Annotated in this window: 11 protein-coding genes; 7 read left to right on the plus strand and 4 right to left on the minus strand. The window is 42.7% G+C overall.

Going from position 1 to position 16,239, the window contains the following annotated elements:
* Positions 1–133: 133 nt before the first annotated feature.
* On the minus strand, positions 134–1,252 hold the full coding sequence (gcvT, locus tag H2O73_RS01150) for a glycine cleavage system aminomethyltransferase GcvT (RefSeq protein WP_182105694.1): 1,119 nt from the start codon (positions 1,250–1,252) through the stop codon (positions 134–136).
* A gap of 237 nt (positions 1,253–1,489) precedes the next feature.
* Positions 1,490–2,113 (minus strand): helix-turn-helix domain-containing protein, encoded by a 624-nt coding sequence (locus H2O73_RS01155; RefSeq protein ID WP_182105696.1) that lies wholly within the window; start codon positions 2,111–2,113, stop codon positions 1,490–1,492.
* Positions 2,114–2,455: 342 nt separating this feature from the next.
* Between H2O73_RS01155 and H2O73_RS01160 the strand changes: the two genes are divergently transcribed.
* The 3 genes from H2O73_RS01160 to gcvP all read left to right on the plus strand — a co-directional run bounded on the left by H2O73_RS01160 (position 2,456) and on the right by gcvP (position 7,150).
* On the plus strand, positions 2,456–3,751 hold the full coding sequence (locus H2O73_RS01160; protein WP_182105698.1) for a serine hydroxymethyltransferase: 1,296 nt from the start codon (positions 2,456–2,458) through the stop codon (positions 3,749–3,751).
* Positions 3,752–3,775: 24 nt separating this feature from the next.
* Positions 3,776–4,156: a glycine cleavage system protein GcvH gene (gene gcvH, locus H2O73_RS01165; protein ID WP_182105700.1), complete on the plus strand. Its 381-nt coding sequence runs from the start codon at positions 3,776–3,778 to the stop codon at positions 4,154–4,156.
* A gap of 123 nt (positions 4,157–4,279) precedes the next feature.
* Positions 4,280–7,150, plus strand: a complete 2,871-nt coding sequence (gene gcvP / locus H2O73_RS01170) for an aminomethyl-transferring glycine dehydrogenase (RefSeq protein ID WP_182105702.1) — start codon at positions 4,280–4,282, stop codon at positions 7,148–7,150.
* Between the two features lie 520 nt (positions 7,151–7,670).
* Here gcvP and H2O73_RS01175 read toward each other — a convergent pair.
* Positions 7,671–8,702 (minus strand): DNA helicase UvrD, encoded by a 1,032-nt coding sequence (locus H2O73_RS01175; protein ID WP_182105704.1) that lies wholly within the window; start codon positions 8,700–8,702, stop codon positions 7,671–7,673.
* Positions 8,687–10,273, minus strand: coding sequence for an ATP-dependent nuclease (locus tag H2O73_RS01180; protein WP_182105706.1), 1,587 nt, complete (start codon positions 10,271–10,273; stop codon positions 8,687–8,689). The genes H2O73_RS01175 and H2O73_RS01180 overlap by 16 nt, the downstream gene beginning before the upstream one ends.
* 631 nt (positions 10,274–10,904) lie before the next feature.
* Here H2O73_RS01180 and H2O73_RS01185 point away from each other — a divergent pair.
* The 4 genes from H2O73_RS01185 to H2O73_RS01200 are packed head-to-tail and all read left to right on the plus strand — an operon-like array spanning position 10,905 to position 16,209.
* Complete coding sequence (locus tag H2O73_RS01185; RefSeq protein ID WP_182105708.1) at positions 10,905–11,768, plus strand: TnsA endonuclease N-terminal domain-containing protein; 864 nt, start codon at positions 10,905–10,907, stop codon at positions 11,766–11,768.
* Positions 11,758–13,956: a TnsB C-terminal domain-containing protein gene (locus tag H2O73_RS01190; protein ID WP_182105710.1), complete on the plus strand. Its 2,199-nt coding sequence runs from the start codon at positions 11,758–11,760 to the stop codon at positions 13,954–13,956. Before H2O73_RS01185 ends, H2O73_RS01190 begins: the two co-directional genes overlap by 11 nt.
* Positions 13,943–15,415, plus strand: coding sequence for an ATP-binding protein (locus tag H2O73_RS01195; protein ID WP_182105712.1), 1,473 nt, complete (start codon positions 13,943–13,945; stop codon positions 15,413–15,415). The genes H2O73_RS01190 and H2O73_RS01195 overlap by 14 nt, the downstream gene beginning before the upstream one ends.
* The gene (locus H2O73_RS01200; protein ID WP_182105714.1) at positions 15,412–16,209 is read left to right on the plus strand and encodes a TniQ family protein; all 798 of its coding nucleotides are present in this window, start codon (positions 15,412–15,414) and stop codon (positions 16,207–16,209) included. The genes H2O73_RS01195 and H2O73_RS01200 overlap by 4 nt, the downstream gene beginning before the upstream one ends.
* The last annotated feature ends 30 nt before the right edge of the window (positions 16,210–16,239 follow it).

Consider the following 16,239-nt stretch of genomic DNA (forward strand, 5'->3'; position numbering starts at 1 on the left):
ACACTTGTGCAATCGAGTAACACAAACAATAAAAAACCCTTAGCGTGGCTGAATATTTCAGGCATTGCCAAGGGTTGAATAACTAGCCTATTCGGCTCTATCGAACGCGACTAATGTCGCTAAAAAATATTAATTAACCACGATAATAGCGTTGCGGAACGAATGGCATCTTCTCTACCGTCATTGCAAGCTTTTTACCACGCACTTCAGCGAACACTGATGTGCCTACGGCTGAGAACTCAGTGGCGATGTAACCCATCGATACTGGTTTACCCGCATTTGGACCAGCCGTACCACTGGTGACAACGCCTATTTTGTTGCCATCAGCATCAAATAACTCTGCGCCTTCACGAACAGGCGCCTTCGTTTCACCGACTAAACCAATACGCTTACGGGCAACATCCTTCGTCTCAATTTGACCAAGAATAATATCCGCACCAGGGAAGCCCCCTTCACGTTCGCCACCAGCGCGGCGTACTTTTTGAATGCCCCATAGCAGACTCGCCTCCACGGGTGTGGTGGTTTCATCAAGATCATGACCATATAAACACAAGCCACACTCTAATCGCAGCGAGTCACGAGCACCTAGCCCAATCCACTCAACTTCTGCTTCATCAATTAGACGCTGTGCTAGTTCCGCCGCATGAGTATTTGGCACCGAAATTTCATAACCATCTTCACCGGTGTAACCGCTACGAGAAATAATGCATTCAACACCAAGCAAATCAAACTTGCCAACATCCATGAAGACCATGTCAGCCACTTGTGGTTGAAAACGGGCGAGAACGTCCACCGCCTTCGGTCCTTGCAGTGCCAATAAAGCGCGATCATCAATGATTTGTAACTCGAGATCTTGCGGAAGGTGTGCTTGTAAGTGCGCAATATCTTGATTTTTGCAGGCCGCATTCACGACAACAAAAAGGTGATCACCTAGATTGGCGACCATCAAGTCATCCATGATCCCACCTTGTGGATTAGTAAAGAAAGCGTAGCGCTGATTACCACTTGGCAAATCGACAATATCAACAGGAACCAAGGTCTCCAAAAACTGAGCCGCACCTTCGCCGATTAAACGCAGTTGTCCCATATGAGACACATCAAACAAACCCGCTTGCTCACGTGTATGTAAATGTTCTTTCTTTACGCCCAATTTGTATTGCACCGGCATATCATAGCCAGCAAAAGGCACCATTTTTGCGCCAGCTTCAATGTGTAAGGCATGCAGTGGTGTGATCTGTAGCGCTTCGTTCATGTGATGTCTCCAAATATCCGTTTTGTGTTCTGCCAAAGAAAACATGTTTCCGATAATAAACACGATAGCGTAAATTTTGCACGGTTAAAGTTTTTGCAGGCGCTATTTTTGTGACATTTAACATTTTTGGAACATCAGTATTACTGAACGGAAGGGAGCAAGAGCGATGAGGTTTCATCGCGGTTCGTGCCCAACTTATCAAGCTAAACGGTAGTTTTCCAATACGAAACAAACCTACTATTTAGCCGTCACCCATAGAATCAATGCATCTTCTTCACTGACTGAAGTGAGCATGTGTCCCATATTGGCATCGTAATAAACGCTGTCACCTTCATTCATTTCTACTGGCTCATAAAATTCAGAATAAAAGGTTACCGCACCAGATAAAATCAGCAAAAACTCTTCGCCGTCATGCCTAACCCAATCACTATACTCATCAAAACTGCGCGCTCTGACTCGGCTCTTAAATGGCATCATTTTTTTGTTCAGCATTTGTGTTGCCAGCAATTCATGCTCATAGGTTTGCGTTGGGTGTGGCTTTCCTTGCCCTGCAAGAGTCATGTCTCTTCGCCCTGTTGCTACCTTTTTCTTTGGTGGTTCAAAGAGTTGAGGCATATCTATTTGCAAGCCATTCGCCAGTTTCTGCATTGCTTGAAAGGTAGGTGATATCTGTTCGTTTTCAATTTTACTCAGTGTTGAACGAGCAAGCCCTGTGCGCTGACTGGCCTCTTCAAGAGTAATACCTAACCGACCACGAATATCTTTAATACGCTCGCCTAATTTCAGCGGTGCGATAGATTGATCTTGGCTCTCTCTTGCCAAAGTCAAAGATGGGTATTCATCATAAATATCTTCTGACATGCATCCCCCATGCGTAGGAACTTCCTGTATGACGTTCAATTGTGCAACAACACCCAGTAATAAAAAAGGATAAAAGTTCACCAATACGTGTTGCCGTTAACAAAAATTGAAACTATGTTTCCTATAGGAAATTTTTGGTTGATTGTTTTTACGCCAACCGTTATGTTACCAACTTGTTAGCTAGCGAGATGCTTACCATTGATTCAAGAGTCGCATAATTGACCGGTTGATATGGATTAACCCAATGTTGGGATGAAATTGAACGTGCTGCCAGACGGGAGCTGTAAAGTCATTTACAGAAGCAAGGATAACCTTGCTGACCATTAAGGAAGGTCACTGAGTATGAACCACCGTTATCAAAATCATCATCTAGAGAACTTCTTCTCCACTCAACTTTCTGCAACCGACGACGCTGTGTTTGCAGGAATACAAGCGGAGTATGCTCGCCAAAATGAACAAATTGAATTAATCGCTTCAGAAAACATTGTCTCAAAAGCGGTTATGCAGGCACAGGGAACTTGCCTGACCAACAAATACGCAGAAGGCTATCCTGGTCGTCGCTACTATGGTGGCTGTGAACATGTGGATACGGTCGAAGCTATCGCCATTGAACGCGCGAAAAAGCTATTTAATTGCGAATTTGCCAATGTCCAGCCTCACTCAGGTGCACAGGCTAACGGTGCAGTAAAACTCGCGCTGTTACAACCGGGCGATACCATACTTGGTATGTCACTAGATGCTGGCGGGCACTTAACACACGGTGCGAAACCCGCCCTGTCTGGGAAATGGTTCAACGCAGTACAGTATGGCGTTGATCGAAACACGCTTGAAATCGACTATGATGCGGTGCGCGAATTAGCACTAGAACACCAGCCTAAAATGATCATCGCTGGCGGCAGCGCTATTCCCCGCACCATAGATTTTGCCAAATTCCGCGCTATTGCCGATGAAGTAGATGCGATCTTAATGGTGGATATGGCGCATATTGCTGGTCTAATAGCGACTGGCGCACACCCTAGTCCACTGCCTCATGCGCACGTCGTTACAACAACCACACATAAAACCCTTCGCGGTCCTCGCGGTGGCATGATCCTCACTAACGATGAAGCGATCATTAAAAAGATCAATTCTGCCGTGTTCCCTGGCTTGCAAGGCGGTCCTTTGATGCACGTTATCGCATCAAAAGCAGTCGCATTTGGCGAAGCATTGGGACCTGAATTTAAGACTTATATTGATTCGGTGATCGATAACGCAAAAGTTCTCGCTGAAGTATTGCAAACTCGCGGATGCGATATTGTAACAGGCGGGACTGATACACATTTGATGCTGGTTGATCTTCGCCCTAAGGGTTTAAAGGGCAATCAAGCCGAGCAAGCCCTAGAGCGTGCAGGCATCACATGTAATAAAAATGGCATCCCATTCGATACAGAGAAGCCTATGATTACATCGGGCATTCGTTTAGGAACCCCCGCCGGAACAAGCCGCGGCTTTGGCGTAGAAGAATTTAAACTGATCGGTGAATGGATTGGTGATGTGCTAGATGGGTTGATTGAAAACCCAGAAGGCAATGCAGAGGTGGAACAACGTGTCCGCAAGCAAGTAAAAGAACTCTGCACTCGCTACCCTCTTTACCAATAAAAAATTAAATTTGGAGATTTAGCAATGGACAAAACCCTCATGTTTACTGATAGCCACGAATGGGTCCGTGACAACGGTGACGGCACTGTCACTATCGGTATTTCTGAACATGCACAAGAAATGTTAGGCGACGTGGTTTTCGTTGACCTACCAGAAGTCGAGAACTCTGTTGAAGCGGGTGATAGCTTCTCACTCGTTGAGTCGGTAAAAGCGGCATCAGATATCTACGCACCTGTATCGGGTGAAATCGTAGAAGTGAACGAAGAGTTGGAAGACAGTCCAGAACTGATCAATGAAGAACCTTATGACGGTGGTTGGATAGCGAAAGTCAAACTTTCTGATCCATCTGAGTTAGAAAGCCTCAAAGACGCCGATGAATACCTAAACTCTATTGAAGAAGAGTAACCAAGGAAATAGCAAAAGCTGCCCATGAAAATGGGCGGCTTTTTTTGAAGGTGACGTCTGTCATTGGCGCTATTTAATAGCCAATAAATGACAGGGACGAACCTTTATAGAAGGTAAAAGCAAATGACAACACTACTTCAAAGCCTCAGCACCCAACATGAGTTCGTTGCTCGCCACAACGGCCCTAATAAAGCGGATCAGCAAACTATGCTGACTGCAATTAATGCCACCAGTTTGGAAGATCTCATCACCCAAACGGTACCAGCACAAATTCGCCTTGAGCAGCCACTAAAACTGGCACAAGCACAGAGCGAAGCAGACATGCTCACTTCAATGAAGCAATTCGCTCAGCTAAACCAAGTTAAGCGCACCTTTATCGGACAAGGTTACTACAACACCTTTACGCCAAACGTTATTCTGCGCAATGTGATGGAAAACCCTGGCTGGTATACCGCGTATACGCCTTATCAGCCTGAGATTTCTCAAGGTCGCCTTGAAGCACTATTGAACTTCCAACAGATGGTGATGGATCTGACGGGGATGGAAATCGCCAATGCTTCACTGCTTGATGAAGCGACGGCCGCTGCCGAAGCGATGACCTTGTGTAAGCGTGCCGGCAAGAGCAAAAGCAATACCTTCTTCGTTGCTTCTGATGTTCACCCGCAAACGATTGAAGTAGTGAAAACTCGAGCAAAATTTATCGGCTTTGATGTATTGGTGGATGAGCTAGATTCACTGCCAACTCACGATGTGTTTGGTGCACTAGTACAATACCCATCCACAACGGGTGAAGTACGCGACATCAGTGATTTGATCGCCAAGGCACAAGCCAATAAGACGCTTGTCGCGGTAGCAACCGACTTACTTGCTAGTACCCTTGTGAAGCCTGCGGGTGAAATGGGCGCTGACGTAGTGATTGGTTCTGCACAACGTTTTGGCGTACCAATGGGTTATGGTGGTCCTCACGCTGCATTTATGGCAACCAAAGACAAGCATAAACGTACCATGCCAGGACGTGTGATTGGTGTTTCGATTGATGCCAATAATAACCAAGCACTGCGTATGGCAATGCAAACTCGTGAGCAGCACATCCGCCGCGAGAAAGCGACATCTAACATCTGTACTGCGCAAGCACTGCTTGCCAACATGGCAGCGTTTTACGCGGTTTATCATGGCGCTGAAGGCTTGCGCACTATTGCCCGTCGCACGCACCACATGACAGCCATTCTGGCGGCAGGCTTAACCAAGTCAGGTTATGAACTAGCACACAATAGCTTCTTCGATACCATCACGATTAACAGTGGTGCAAACACGCAAGCACTATACCAAAAAGCGCAAGATTCAGGTATCAACCTTCGTCTGCTGAAAGCGAACCAGCAGCTTGGTGTTAGCTTAGATGAAACCACCACAATTGCCGATGTTGGCGCCCTCTTTGCTATCTTCGATGTGCAAGAGAACGTGGCTGATTTGTCTGCCGATATCGAGAACAACGAGTTTGCTGCCATTCCAGAGTCTTGCCGCCGTAGCTCTGAGTTTCTAACTCACCCGGTATTCAACACGCATCACAGCGAAACTCAGATGATGCGTTACCTAAAACAGCTTGAGAACAAAGACTTCTCACTGACCCACGGTATGATCCCGTTAGGCAGTTGCACCATGAAGTTAAATGCTGCCGCAGAAATGATCCCTGTGACTTGGCCAGAATTTGGTGCACTACACCCGTTTGTTCCGGTTGAACAAGCGGCAGGTTACAGCGCGCTCGCCAAAGACCTCAAAGAGAAGCTTTGCGAAATCACCGGCTATGATGATTTCTCACTGCAACCAAACTCGGGAGCATCAGGTGAATACGCGGGTCTTATCGCGATTCAGCGTTACCATGAAAGCCGCGGCGACGCACACCGAAATGTCTGTTTGATCCCAAGTTCAGCGCACGGCACTAACCCTGCTACCGCTTCTATGGTTTCAATGAAAGTGGTCGTGGTTAAATGCGACGATGACGGTAACATTGACCTTAGCGACCTAGCAGACAAGATTGAGAAGCACCGCGACAATCTATCAAGCATTATGATCACCTACCCTTCTACACACGGTGTGTATGAAGAGCAAGTGATGCAAGTATGTGAAATGGTGCATGAAGCAGGCGGTCAGGTTTACCTTGATGGTGCCAACATGAACGCACAGGTTGGTTTAACCACTCCAGGGCTAATTGGCTCAGACGTTTCTCACTTGAACCTGCACAAAACCTTCTGTATTCCACACGGTGGCGGCGGCCCGGGCATGGGACCTATTGGTGTGAAATCTCACCTAGCACCTTTCCTACCTGGTCACATTGAAAACGGTGTAGAAGGTGAAGACTTTGCCGTATCAGCAGCAGATTTAGGCAGTGCTTCTATCCTCCCTATTTCATGGGCATACATTGCTATGATGGGTGAAATTGGTCTAACGGAAGCGACTAAAGTTGCCATTCTAAATGCTAACTACGTAATGGAGCGCTTACGCCCGCATTACCCTGTTCTATACCGCGGTACTAACGGTCGTATTGCGCATGAGTGCATTATTGATATTCGTCCGCTGAAAGAAGAGATTGGCATTAGCGAAGAAGACATTGCCAAGCGTCTAATGGACTACGGCTTCCACGCGCCAACCATGTCGTTCCCAGTGGCTGGCACTTTGATGGTTGAGCCAACTGAATCGGAAGATTTGGAAGAGCTTGACCGCTTCTGTGAAGCAATGATCGCAATTCGTCACGAAATGAACAAAGTGAAAGAAGGTGAATGGCAACTAGACAACAACCCACTAGTGAAAGCACCTCATACTCAGGTGGATCTCTCTGCTGACGAATGGGACCGCCCATACTCACGCGAAATTGGTTGCTTCCCATCACCATCAACTAAGATCTGGAAATACTGGCCAACAGTAAACCGTGTTGATAATGTTTATGGTGACAGAAATCTAATTTGCTCTTGCCCGAGCATTGATAACTACGAAGAGTAATTTTTAAATAATGATCATGTCATATCAAGTTGGAAACCGTGATATGCCAGCACTGTGTATAAATCATTTAATTGGTTAACGATTGAATAAATTTGGTTAAATCCAAATGATAAAAAGCGAACCCCTGCAAGGTTCGCTTTTTGCGTTGTGGACTAAGCTCAGACAGCGATCCTACTGCTACGTAATAATATAACCACCCAACCATTCGAGCATTTACGTCCACATGCCGGATAATCTGATTGAGGTATATTAGCCATATAGCTAACATTTACTTGAAAGTGAGAAAAGGTAGCTATATGGCTAACACCTGACTAGGAGTCAATCATATGTACAAACTGTAATAGCAAGCCTTGTTAACCAACTTCCATGTTTGAAGTACGTTTTCGAAGATCCATCTTTCGAGAGTCGATTAACCAAACTTGATTAATCATCCTCAATTACGAAGCCATAACTAAAAGTATTGCAAAGGCCACTTAACTTATTGGCTGTGATGGCTCAAGAACAAAATCCGCTTTATTACTCACTGTTTATATTCTCCTAAGAGACGCTCTGGAACTAAATAAAGACTTCGCTTTGCTCTAGTACAAGCCACATATAGCTTGTTTTTGGTCTGAGGGGGTAATTCGCTAAGCTTACCCTTAGTGTATTTATTAACAGTATTGGGGTTTAAAACAACGCAGACATCTTCGTAGTGATCCTCACCTTTTGTCGCCCCCCAGTTCTCAGTAAATCCTTTATATTTATAACTTGCTTGATAGAACAATTTTACGGTGTCGGGACAATTGAAAAGCTCTTTAGCTCGTTCCTTGCAGTTTATGTATTCTACATTCGTAGCATCTTCCCTATGCGAAAAAATATCTATTCCTATGTTATTCGTGACGAAATCACAGGTGTTTACGCTACATCGATAGCTGTGGGAAAGCGTACCTGTATCGACCATGTATCCAGCTTGGATAAATCTTTGCTTATATTTATGATAGTTGTCATGCAAAGCCTTATTGATCGGCCCATCTCTACTGGTGTCGAAAGTGTGCTGGTAAAAATCACCAACCAGCAACTGACTTACATTAGTGTTTGCCATCTGAAGCAAAAAATTAAAATCATGTCCAGCGAAGTCTTGAACTTCATCAATACAAACACTCTCGAAATACTTTTCCACTCTCGATAGGATTTCATCAACGACTTTATATTGCTCGAACATCTTAGCTATGCGGTTATGATAGAGCCTCTCGTTTGTATCAATATAAAAACGTTCATCGTCTCTTTTCAAACGTAGTGTGAATTGAGGCGGTATATCCCAGTTTATGCCCTTAACTTTGACGGTATTACCCAGTATTGGTTTGAAACAGAACGAATATATAAATGTGAAATAGGTATACACCTTGATACCACTCGGAATGTATCCAAACTTGGTTGATATGCGCCTTTTTAGGTTTTTGAAGTTATTTTCAGTGTACGTGATGATGAGGGTACGCGATCTCTCATTTAAACCATCAATAATATGACTAGTTTTACCCGAGCCAGCTACCGCAAAAATTACTCGTTTATCCATACGAACGCTCTAGTAATGTAATCGGGTGAAACTAATTCGTTTGCTTTTTTATCAAGCATTTCAAAGGCTACATCAGCTTTATGACTTAGCATGTATTCTGGAAGTGTCGTTTTCTCGTTTTTTTTTGGCTTTTTTCTTAGCTTCTTGGTGAACAGTTCGTCACAAACCTTGAAGTTTGCAGCTAACATACATATTTCGAATGTCCAGTTATTATCATCGTCATCATAGAACACTTGCATATTATCAGCTGTGTAGTCGACAAAGCCATCGACACAATTTGTCTGATGGTCACCATCATTATCTCTAATCACAGCGACTTTAATGCCTAACAACTTTGCAATATCGAGATAGCGCTTGAAGCTTGTCCCTCCGACTGAAATGATATGCACGTCATCCTGTTCTGGTGTTGAACCTGTAGCACTTTTATATAGCTGCTCAATGAGCATGTATTCGGCGTCACCTTCAACTAGAATGACTTTTGGCGACATTACAAATTCCAGAACATTGTTATCTGGCGCTTTCATAAAGAACTTGGCGGTATCGCTAGGCAAATCTTTTAACAAAAGAGGATCTGTGGATTTACTATTCATGAAAACTGTTCTTCGAAGATCTAATCTCGTACTAATCAAACTGCTATGAGTTGCAATAAATATCTGTTTTGCCTCAGATTTAGAAATTCGATCTACCAATTTCTTCATATTTGTATGACTAAGGTGATTTTCAGGCTCTTCCAATAAAAGAACATCAAGATCTTGGTCTGGATTACTTCGTTGCAGCGCGAACTCTGTCTTGATGAAACACTGGCGTCCTTTACCTTTGTTCTCGATTGGAACATCATCTTCAGTGATTGTTAAGTCAGTTTCTAAATTAGACTTAGTTCCTGACCTAATCGCAAACTGATAGCTACTTAGACGGTCATTAATAGGCTTTAAATTATTTTCTTTAAAGTTAGTTTTTTGCTGGCGGTAGTCATTTTGCAACCCAATTCGTTGTGGTTGTTCAACATGAGATTCATAAACAGTCTTAACATACTCTTTTGTTGCATACTCATTATTTATTTGAGAACTATCGAGTGTTAGATATTTCAAGAACTTACGATAACCAGTGTATGCTTCACCAGAAAAAGTAACAAATTTTATTGAATAATATTCAAAGGGAAAATTAGCTTCTGGCTGAGTTAACACTTGGGCTATTTCATAACTGAGTTCTTCATTTGGTTCACAGATAAGCCGAAGCCCATCTGTCTTAATTCCATCTATGTTGTTTCTTCCATTTAACGATGGATTGTCTTGCTCATTAAGGTGTAACTCGGCAATGAGGACGGGAAGGTTTTCAAGTTTTTTATCACTAGCTAAAAAATCCTGTACAACGCTCGTGTTAAACAAGGTATCGAGACCAGCAGTCTCAACTCTGTTCTTACTCCCACTAAGCACTAATTCAATGGCTGTCAGGATGGTGCTTTTGCCAGCTTCGTTATCTCCAATTAAAATGTTGAGTTCGGGGTCAAAATCGACATTGAATTCCTGATATTTTTTGAAATTGCGTAATTGAATTTTAGTTATTGTTTTCATATTTTTCGTTCTTAGAGATCAAGTGTGAGTAATCCGAATATTGATGGGTGCCCCTATAACACCTCAATATGAGATTACTTGCACTATATAGGCATTAGCCGAGTTGATTCAAATAGGAAGAGATAGAAGTGTTATGCGCAACAACTCTAAATCAAAATGGGGCAGAACTGAGCTTGAAAGGCAGTAAGACCATACCAACATCGAAAGATGTATTTTTCACAACCTCCCTCCTCGATAAACACGACGGATAAAATCCTTTTCAGACATATAGATCCGGGGGGAAATCGAAGGGGACTACACTCACACTCTAACCTCACATTTTCCTATACGGCATGTTCAGCTGCACACTATCTCCACTAAGTCATTTTTCTTGATCGACCGGATATCTTGCCTGTTATTTCCTTTTTATTTTCGAACGTTAATAGCCAGAAACTATCAATAATAATATATCAATAATTAACACCTACTAATATTTAAGTGCTAAATCTCTGATTTGTAGAAAAACCAAAAGAATCGACAAATCTAAACTATTAGCAATAGTTAATATTTTTACTATATTATCAGTGACTTACAAATTTTACAGATTAAAAAACGCGCTTATGCTCCTTGATAAAGTACTTGAGGAGGTAGTATGACTAAACCTGTAAAGCAACCCATCGTTACTCAGAAAGAACGCAATCGGATTACGGAATATCTAAAGGCTGTTAAGCGACAAGGCTATCGACCTTGGGTAACCGTACGTCAAAGCCACACCATTGGCCAAGGTCAAGTTATAAATAGCTGGAAAACAGAGCGTAACCACCATTTTCTTGGTCGTGGAGAGCTTCAGCCATTTTTCCATTTTGAACATGACCCTAACGTCGTCGATATTTTTGAGCAATACCCTCTTCCCATTGCAGAAACGATGCAGATAGCGAAAGAGTTAAATATCGTACATCCTCGTTCATACATCGAGGCCGAAGACTTCGATGGTAGTGCTCCTGCGAAAACGATGACAACAGATTATGTTGTACTTTACAGAGACAACAAATTACACGCGTACAATTTCAAATATAGTGAGAGCTTAGATAGCACTATTACAAGTCCACAGTCAGTTGCACGTACTCTTGCAAAAAATAGTATCGAAAGGGCATTTCACTCGAAGCACGATATCGGGTGGACTCAAATCACCGAAAAAAGCTTCGATCCGAACATTACAGCTAATCTTATGTACCTGCGGGAATGCTTCAGTGATGAAGATGAGCTCACAGTAGATGATCACTTCAAAGCAATCGTTCTATCAAGACTCTGCGCTGGGTTTGAGCAAAATCCAGATGCGACAGTGAGAGAGGTCTTAGAAACTGTTGCAATTGAATGCGGCATCAGCCTTTTTCAGTGTCAATGCTTGTTTCAATGGTTCGCTTATCATCACTTGTTCACTTTTAACTGGTTAGTACCAATCGATCTCAATCGCACTCTTTCCGTTAATGTCACAAGGGGGAATCATGCTCGTTAATCAAGTACTGGTTTCTACTGGCAAAAGAGAGGCAGTTAAACTTTTGATTGTCGACATTAACGATATTGACGGTTTAATCGCAGTCTCTGACCTATTAGCGATTCCGCCTAAACGTCCTTTTACTATTAGCCTTACTGAAGCCGAAAAAAAGCTTAAAAACAAAAAGTATGCATTACGTGATCACGACTTTCCTGACACACTCTATTTGCCGAATTCAAAGATCCCCTCTAGTCAACTCAGCAAGCGAGATGATGCAAACAAATCGCTTGCGTCTTTACTTCAAGACCCTGACAAAAAACATCAGTATTTGTACGGCGATGCTACTGGTCTAGTCGCTGAATTAATATCCCTTTCAGGTCGAAGTAAAAAGTACATCACTGGGTTATTAAATCGCCATTTTTTCTTTGGAGGATTTGAAAACTCCGTTTTGCCGACTTATTTCAATTGCGGGAAAAATTTCAAACTAGAGCAAGAGCCACTCGAACTAGCTGACGGCTCAATTTGCCTAAAGAAAAAGCCAGGTCGTAAGACTACATATGGGAATCCATACCGCCATGTCACTCAAATGGACATAAATAACATCCAGAAATTTGCTAAACATCACGTGCGCAACAATCAGCAAGTCGTGTTGAGCGACCTCTATCAGGAGTTCATTGGTCAGTATTACGCAATGACCGTCAAGAAGAAAAACATTCCTGATGAAGAAATAGCCGAACCACTTCGTCTTGTCATGGACAGACGACACTTAATTTCTACGAGAGCATTTAAACGTCAATTAAACAAACTATTCTCTAAACTCGACTGGATTAAAAAGCGCGTCGGAGAAAAAAATTACTTGCGAGACCATGCTGGAAAACCAGGTAGTGCACACAAAGGACTTCGCGGAGCGACTTCTCGATATGAAATCGACAGCACAATTCTCGACGTATACATTCGCTACCCCTACAGTAATGAGCTACTGAGTATAGGTCGTCCGATACTCTACCTAGTTATTGATGTAGTAACGGGAATGATCGTTGGTATGCATGTCGCGTTTCATGGTCCTGACTGGACTGGCGCTAGTCAAGCCTTGCTCAATGCTTTTTCCAATAAAGTGGATTTTTGTGCCAAATGGGGTGTTGAAATTGAAGAAAAACAATGGCCTTGCCACCATGTTTGCAAGGAGTTAACCGCAGATCGAGGGACAGAAAACACCGACAAAAACATTGAGGCTCTTCTCAGAGGTTTAATCGGCATTAGCACCGTAAACCTAAATCCCTACTACATGGGCAGTGCAAAAGGAACCGTTGAAAAAACATTCGATATCATACAAAAGAAGTCACTCACTTTTGAAGCAGGCAAAGTAACTAAAGTACCTCGAAGGGAAGATCAACATTCATCTCGCCGTGCACTGTATACATATGAAGAGCTAATGCAGGTACTCATTAAGACCATCCTACTAGCCAATAACCACTCCGAACGAATCAACGGCCGTACTTTTGAAATGGAACGAGACGGCTGTGCATTTACATCTCTAGCCGCTTGGAACTACAGCCTTTCACGCAGCATGATCACCAAAGATCTACCTCAAGACAGATTAATATTTGCATTATTGCCAGAGGCACAAGCTACGGTTCGAGCACAAGGTGTGTACTTCCAAGGTTTGTTTTATAGCTCTAGAGAGTTCGAAAAACTCGACAAATTGGCAGAAGCTAAAAATTTCGAACGAAAAAAAATCCAGATTAGATACAGTGATATAAGTACCAACTGCATTTGGTGGCGAGATGATGAAACCAAAAATCTCTATAAACTCGATTTGACTGACCGCTGTGAAGCATACAAAAACCAATTATGGGTTAGTGTTTTACATCGCATAGAAATCATCAAGCATGAACTCGCATTATTAGATGAAGCTAACTTTGCAGCTAAGGTGGCTCATCGCATGGATCTGCGCAATAAAGAACTATACCTCAAACGAAAAAATCGTGAACTAAAACGTTCTAGAGCCAAAACACCCGCGTTAGGAACCAAAGAGCGCGGTAAGAATTTTGGTGATCAACAAAAATATCTTTTCCATCAACAGGTTAATGCAACACTCTCTTTACCAGAAAACCTGTCTACGTCATCCATTGATCCCACACCGGATTACACTACTTGGTCAAACCCTAATGCAGTTCCCTACGAGGAGATAAACAATGGTAAAAGCTAAATATATTCGTCATCCGAATTCTGCTCTGCGAGGAAATCCTCTTATTGAAGGGTTAGGCTACCCTCTTTCTAGAACTCAACTACATGAATGCTGCAATCGTTCGTTTGTAAGAGATTTAGATTTAAATGAAGTGCCAGTTGAACTTCATGGTTATTACATACGCTCGTTGTTGAACAACTTGCTAGATGTGCATATCTGTCAAGATGAGATGATTGAAGTCTATGAAACTATTAGACAATCCATTGAGGTTGGCTATCGAAAACGTAACCCTCTCGATCCAGATCACCAACGCCTATTAGCCGCAATTGAGCGTGACAAAGATTCTCCGCTGAAAGCTCAGAACATTAAACGCTTAAACCTTCTTGGCGACTCGTTTAGCTATTTACTCTGTGGCTTAAGTGGCAGAGGAAAAACATCAATGATTCACATAGCTCTCAATCACATTGACCAAGTTATTGAACATGACGAGTACGTTGACTTGGACAATAATACTGTTGCTTTATCCTTTACTCAAGTAACGTACGTTTATATACAACATCATGATCGCAGGGGTCAGAAAGCATTACTTATATCCATTCTGGAAGCTATAGATGAAGAAACAAATGAGGGTTATGCGTACGGGAATCGTAACAGTAGCGTAAAAGATCTAATAAACAGTGTTCGTAAGGCTGTGATCTTACACGGTATTGCCACAATCATCATTGATGAAGCACAAAACTTTGCCTCATCACCGAAAGATGTAAAAATTGGCACGAACGAAAAAACATCTATGAAGTTTGTTGAAGAGATCTTCAACACGATTGGCGCATCACTTATTTTCGTTGGCACGTTTTCAACGCTAGAGTTATTCAGCAAAGAAGTTACGATTACTCGTAGAACTATTCGCCATGGTTCAATGACGCTCGCTAGTTGTGATGTCGAAGGCTCATTTTGGAAAAGACTGTGTAACGAGATCCTTGTGACTGACTTACTCGCTGGAGCAAGTGATGACCATGTATCACTTCGTCAACATGTTCACTATTTAAGTGCAGGTATACCTGCCATTGCAGTAAGCCTAGTTAATTCCACGCTGTCCTACTTGACATACAACACACCCGAAAATCAGACGCTCACCATATCCGCTCTCGACTATGTCTTCGATAAGCAATTTTCTCTGCTTCGTGAACCCATTCGCGCATTACACGAAGGTAACTATCATCAATTTGAAGACCTAAAACCGATGCTTCTACTTGAAAAAGCAAACCCAAAAAATAAAACAGAAGAGCAAATACGTGGCATCCAAGTACAAGCTCAAGAAATGGAAGCGAGGTTACATCAGAAACAGACGAACCTTCTCTCCGGATTTGTACAAATGCCCTCAGCCGAAAAACCGACACCAAAGTATGAAGTCGATGCCACCAAAGAGTCAGAAGCTCTCTCTCCAACTAATTTTATCAGTCTTTTGGGGGGAAATTCATGAATGGAATGATGAAACTACTTCCCAATGAACACTTATCTGCTGCTCCTGCTCGATGGCATTTCCTTGGAGCAACAGGGGCGATTGAACATACATTAGAAGCCCTAGGGGTCAAGCAAGTAGCCTTAAAGCCAACTCGCTTAATGAGTACAGAAGAACTTGTCATCAGCGACCTTCTTACTAAGCAGGGTACCAGTAACTCTCATTTCTCAAATGGTATGGCTGCTTATGAAATGAGCTTTTTGCGACCTAATGAAGAAAACCTATATGCTTTCAACAGAGCCTCATTGAAAATCGTAGGGTCACACTCTATTTTACCAAATCGATGGCGTTGGTGTCCCGACTGCGTTGAAGAAGATAATGATATACATGGTATTAGCTATTACCATCGCGACCATCAATTACCCGGAGTATTTCATTGTCATAAACATAAACATAAACTTGGACTTGTTGATAGCTGCCACGAATGCGGATTTCATGTGAGCAGTCTTAAGTCTCTATGTGTGCCTCCTTATGATAACAAATGCCCTAATTGTGGAATGTGGATGAGCAGCTACGATGGCATTTTTACAGCGGCAATGGCAGCTATTGAAACTGCCAGTCTTGGCTTAGTACAAAACCAGACATATAAAAATCGTCAACAAGCAAGCATAACAGCAATTCGAGACCATGCCGGTCTAAAACAAGTACACGAAAACTCATTACCAGAGCGTAAACGACTTATCAATTGGTTGGACGCATTTTCTGCTCACTATCAATCTGGAGAGATACGTGCATTTTTCAATCAACTAAGATGATGAAAGGAAAGCTAGTTTCACCACTGATGC

Source organism: Vibrio marinisediminis, from assembly GCF_014050145.1.
Lineage (GTDB): Bacteria > Pseudomonadota > Gammaproteobacteria > Enterobacterales > Vibrionaceae > Vibrio > Vibrio marinisediminis.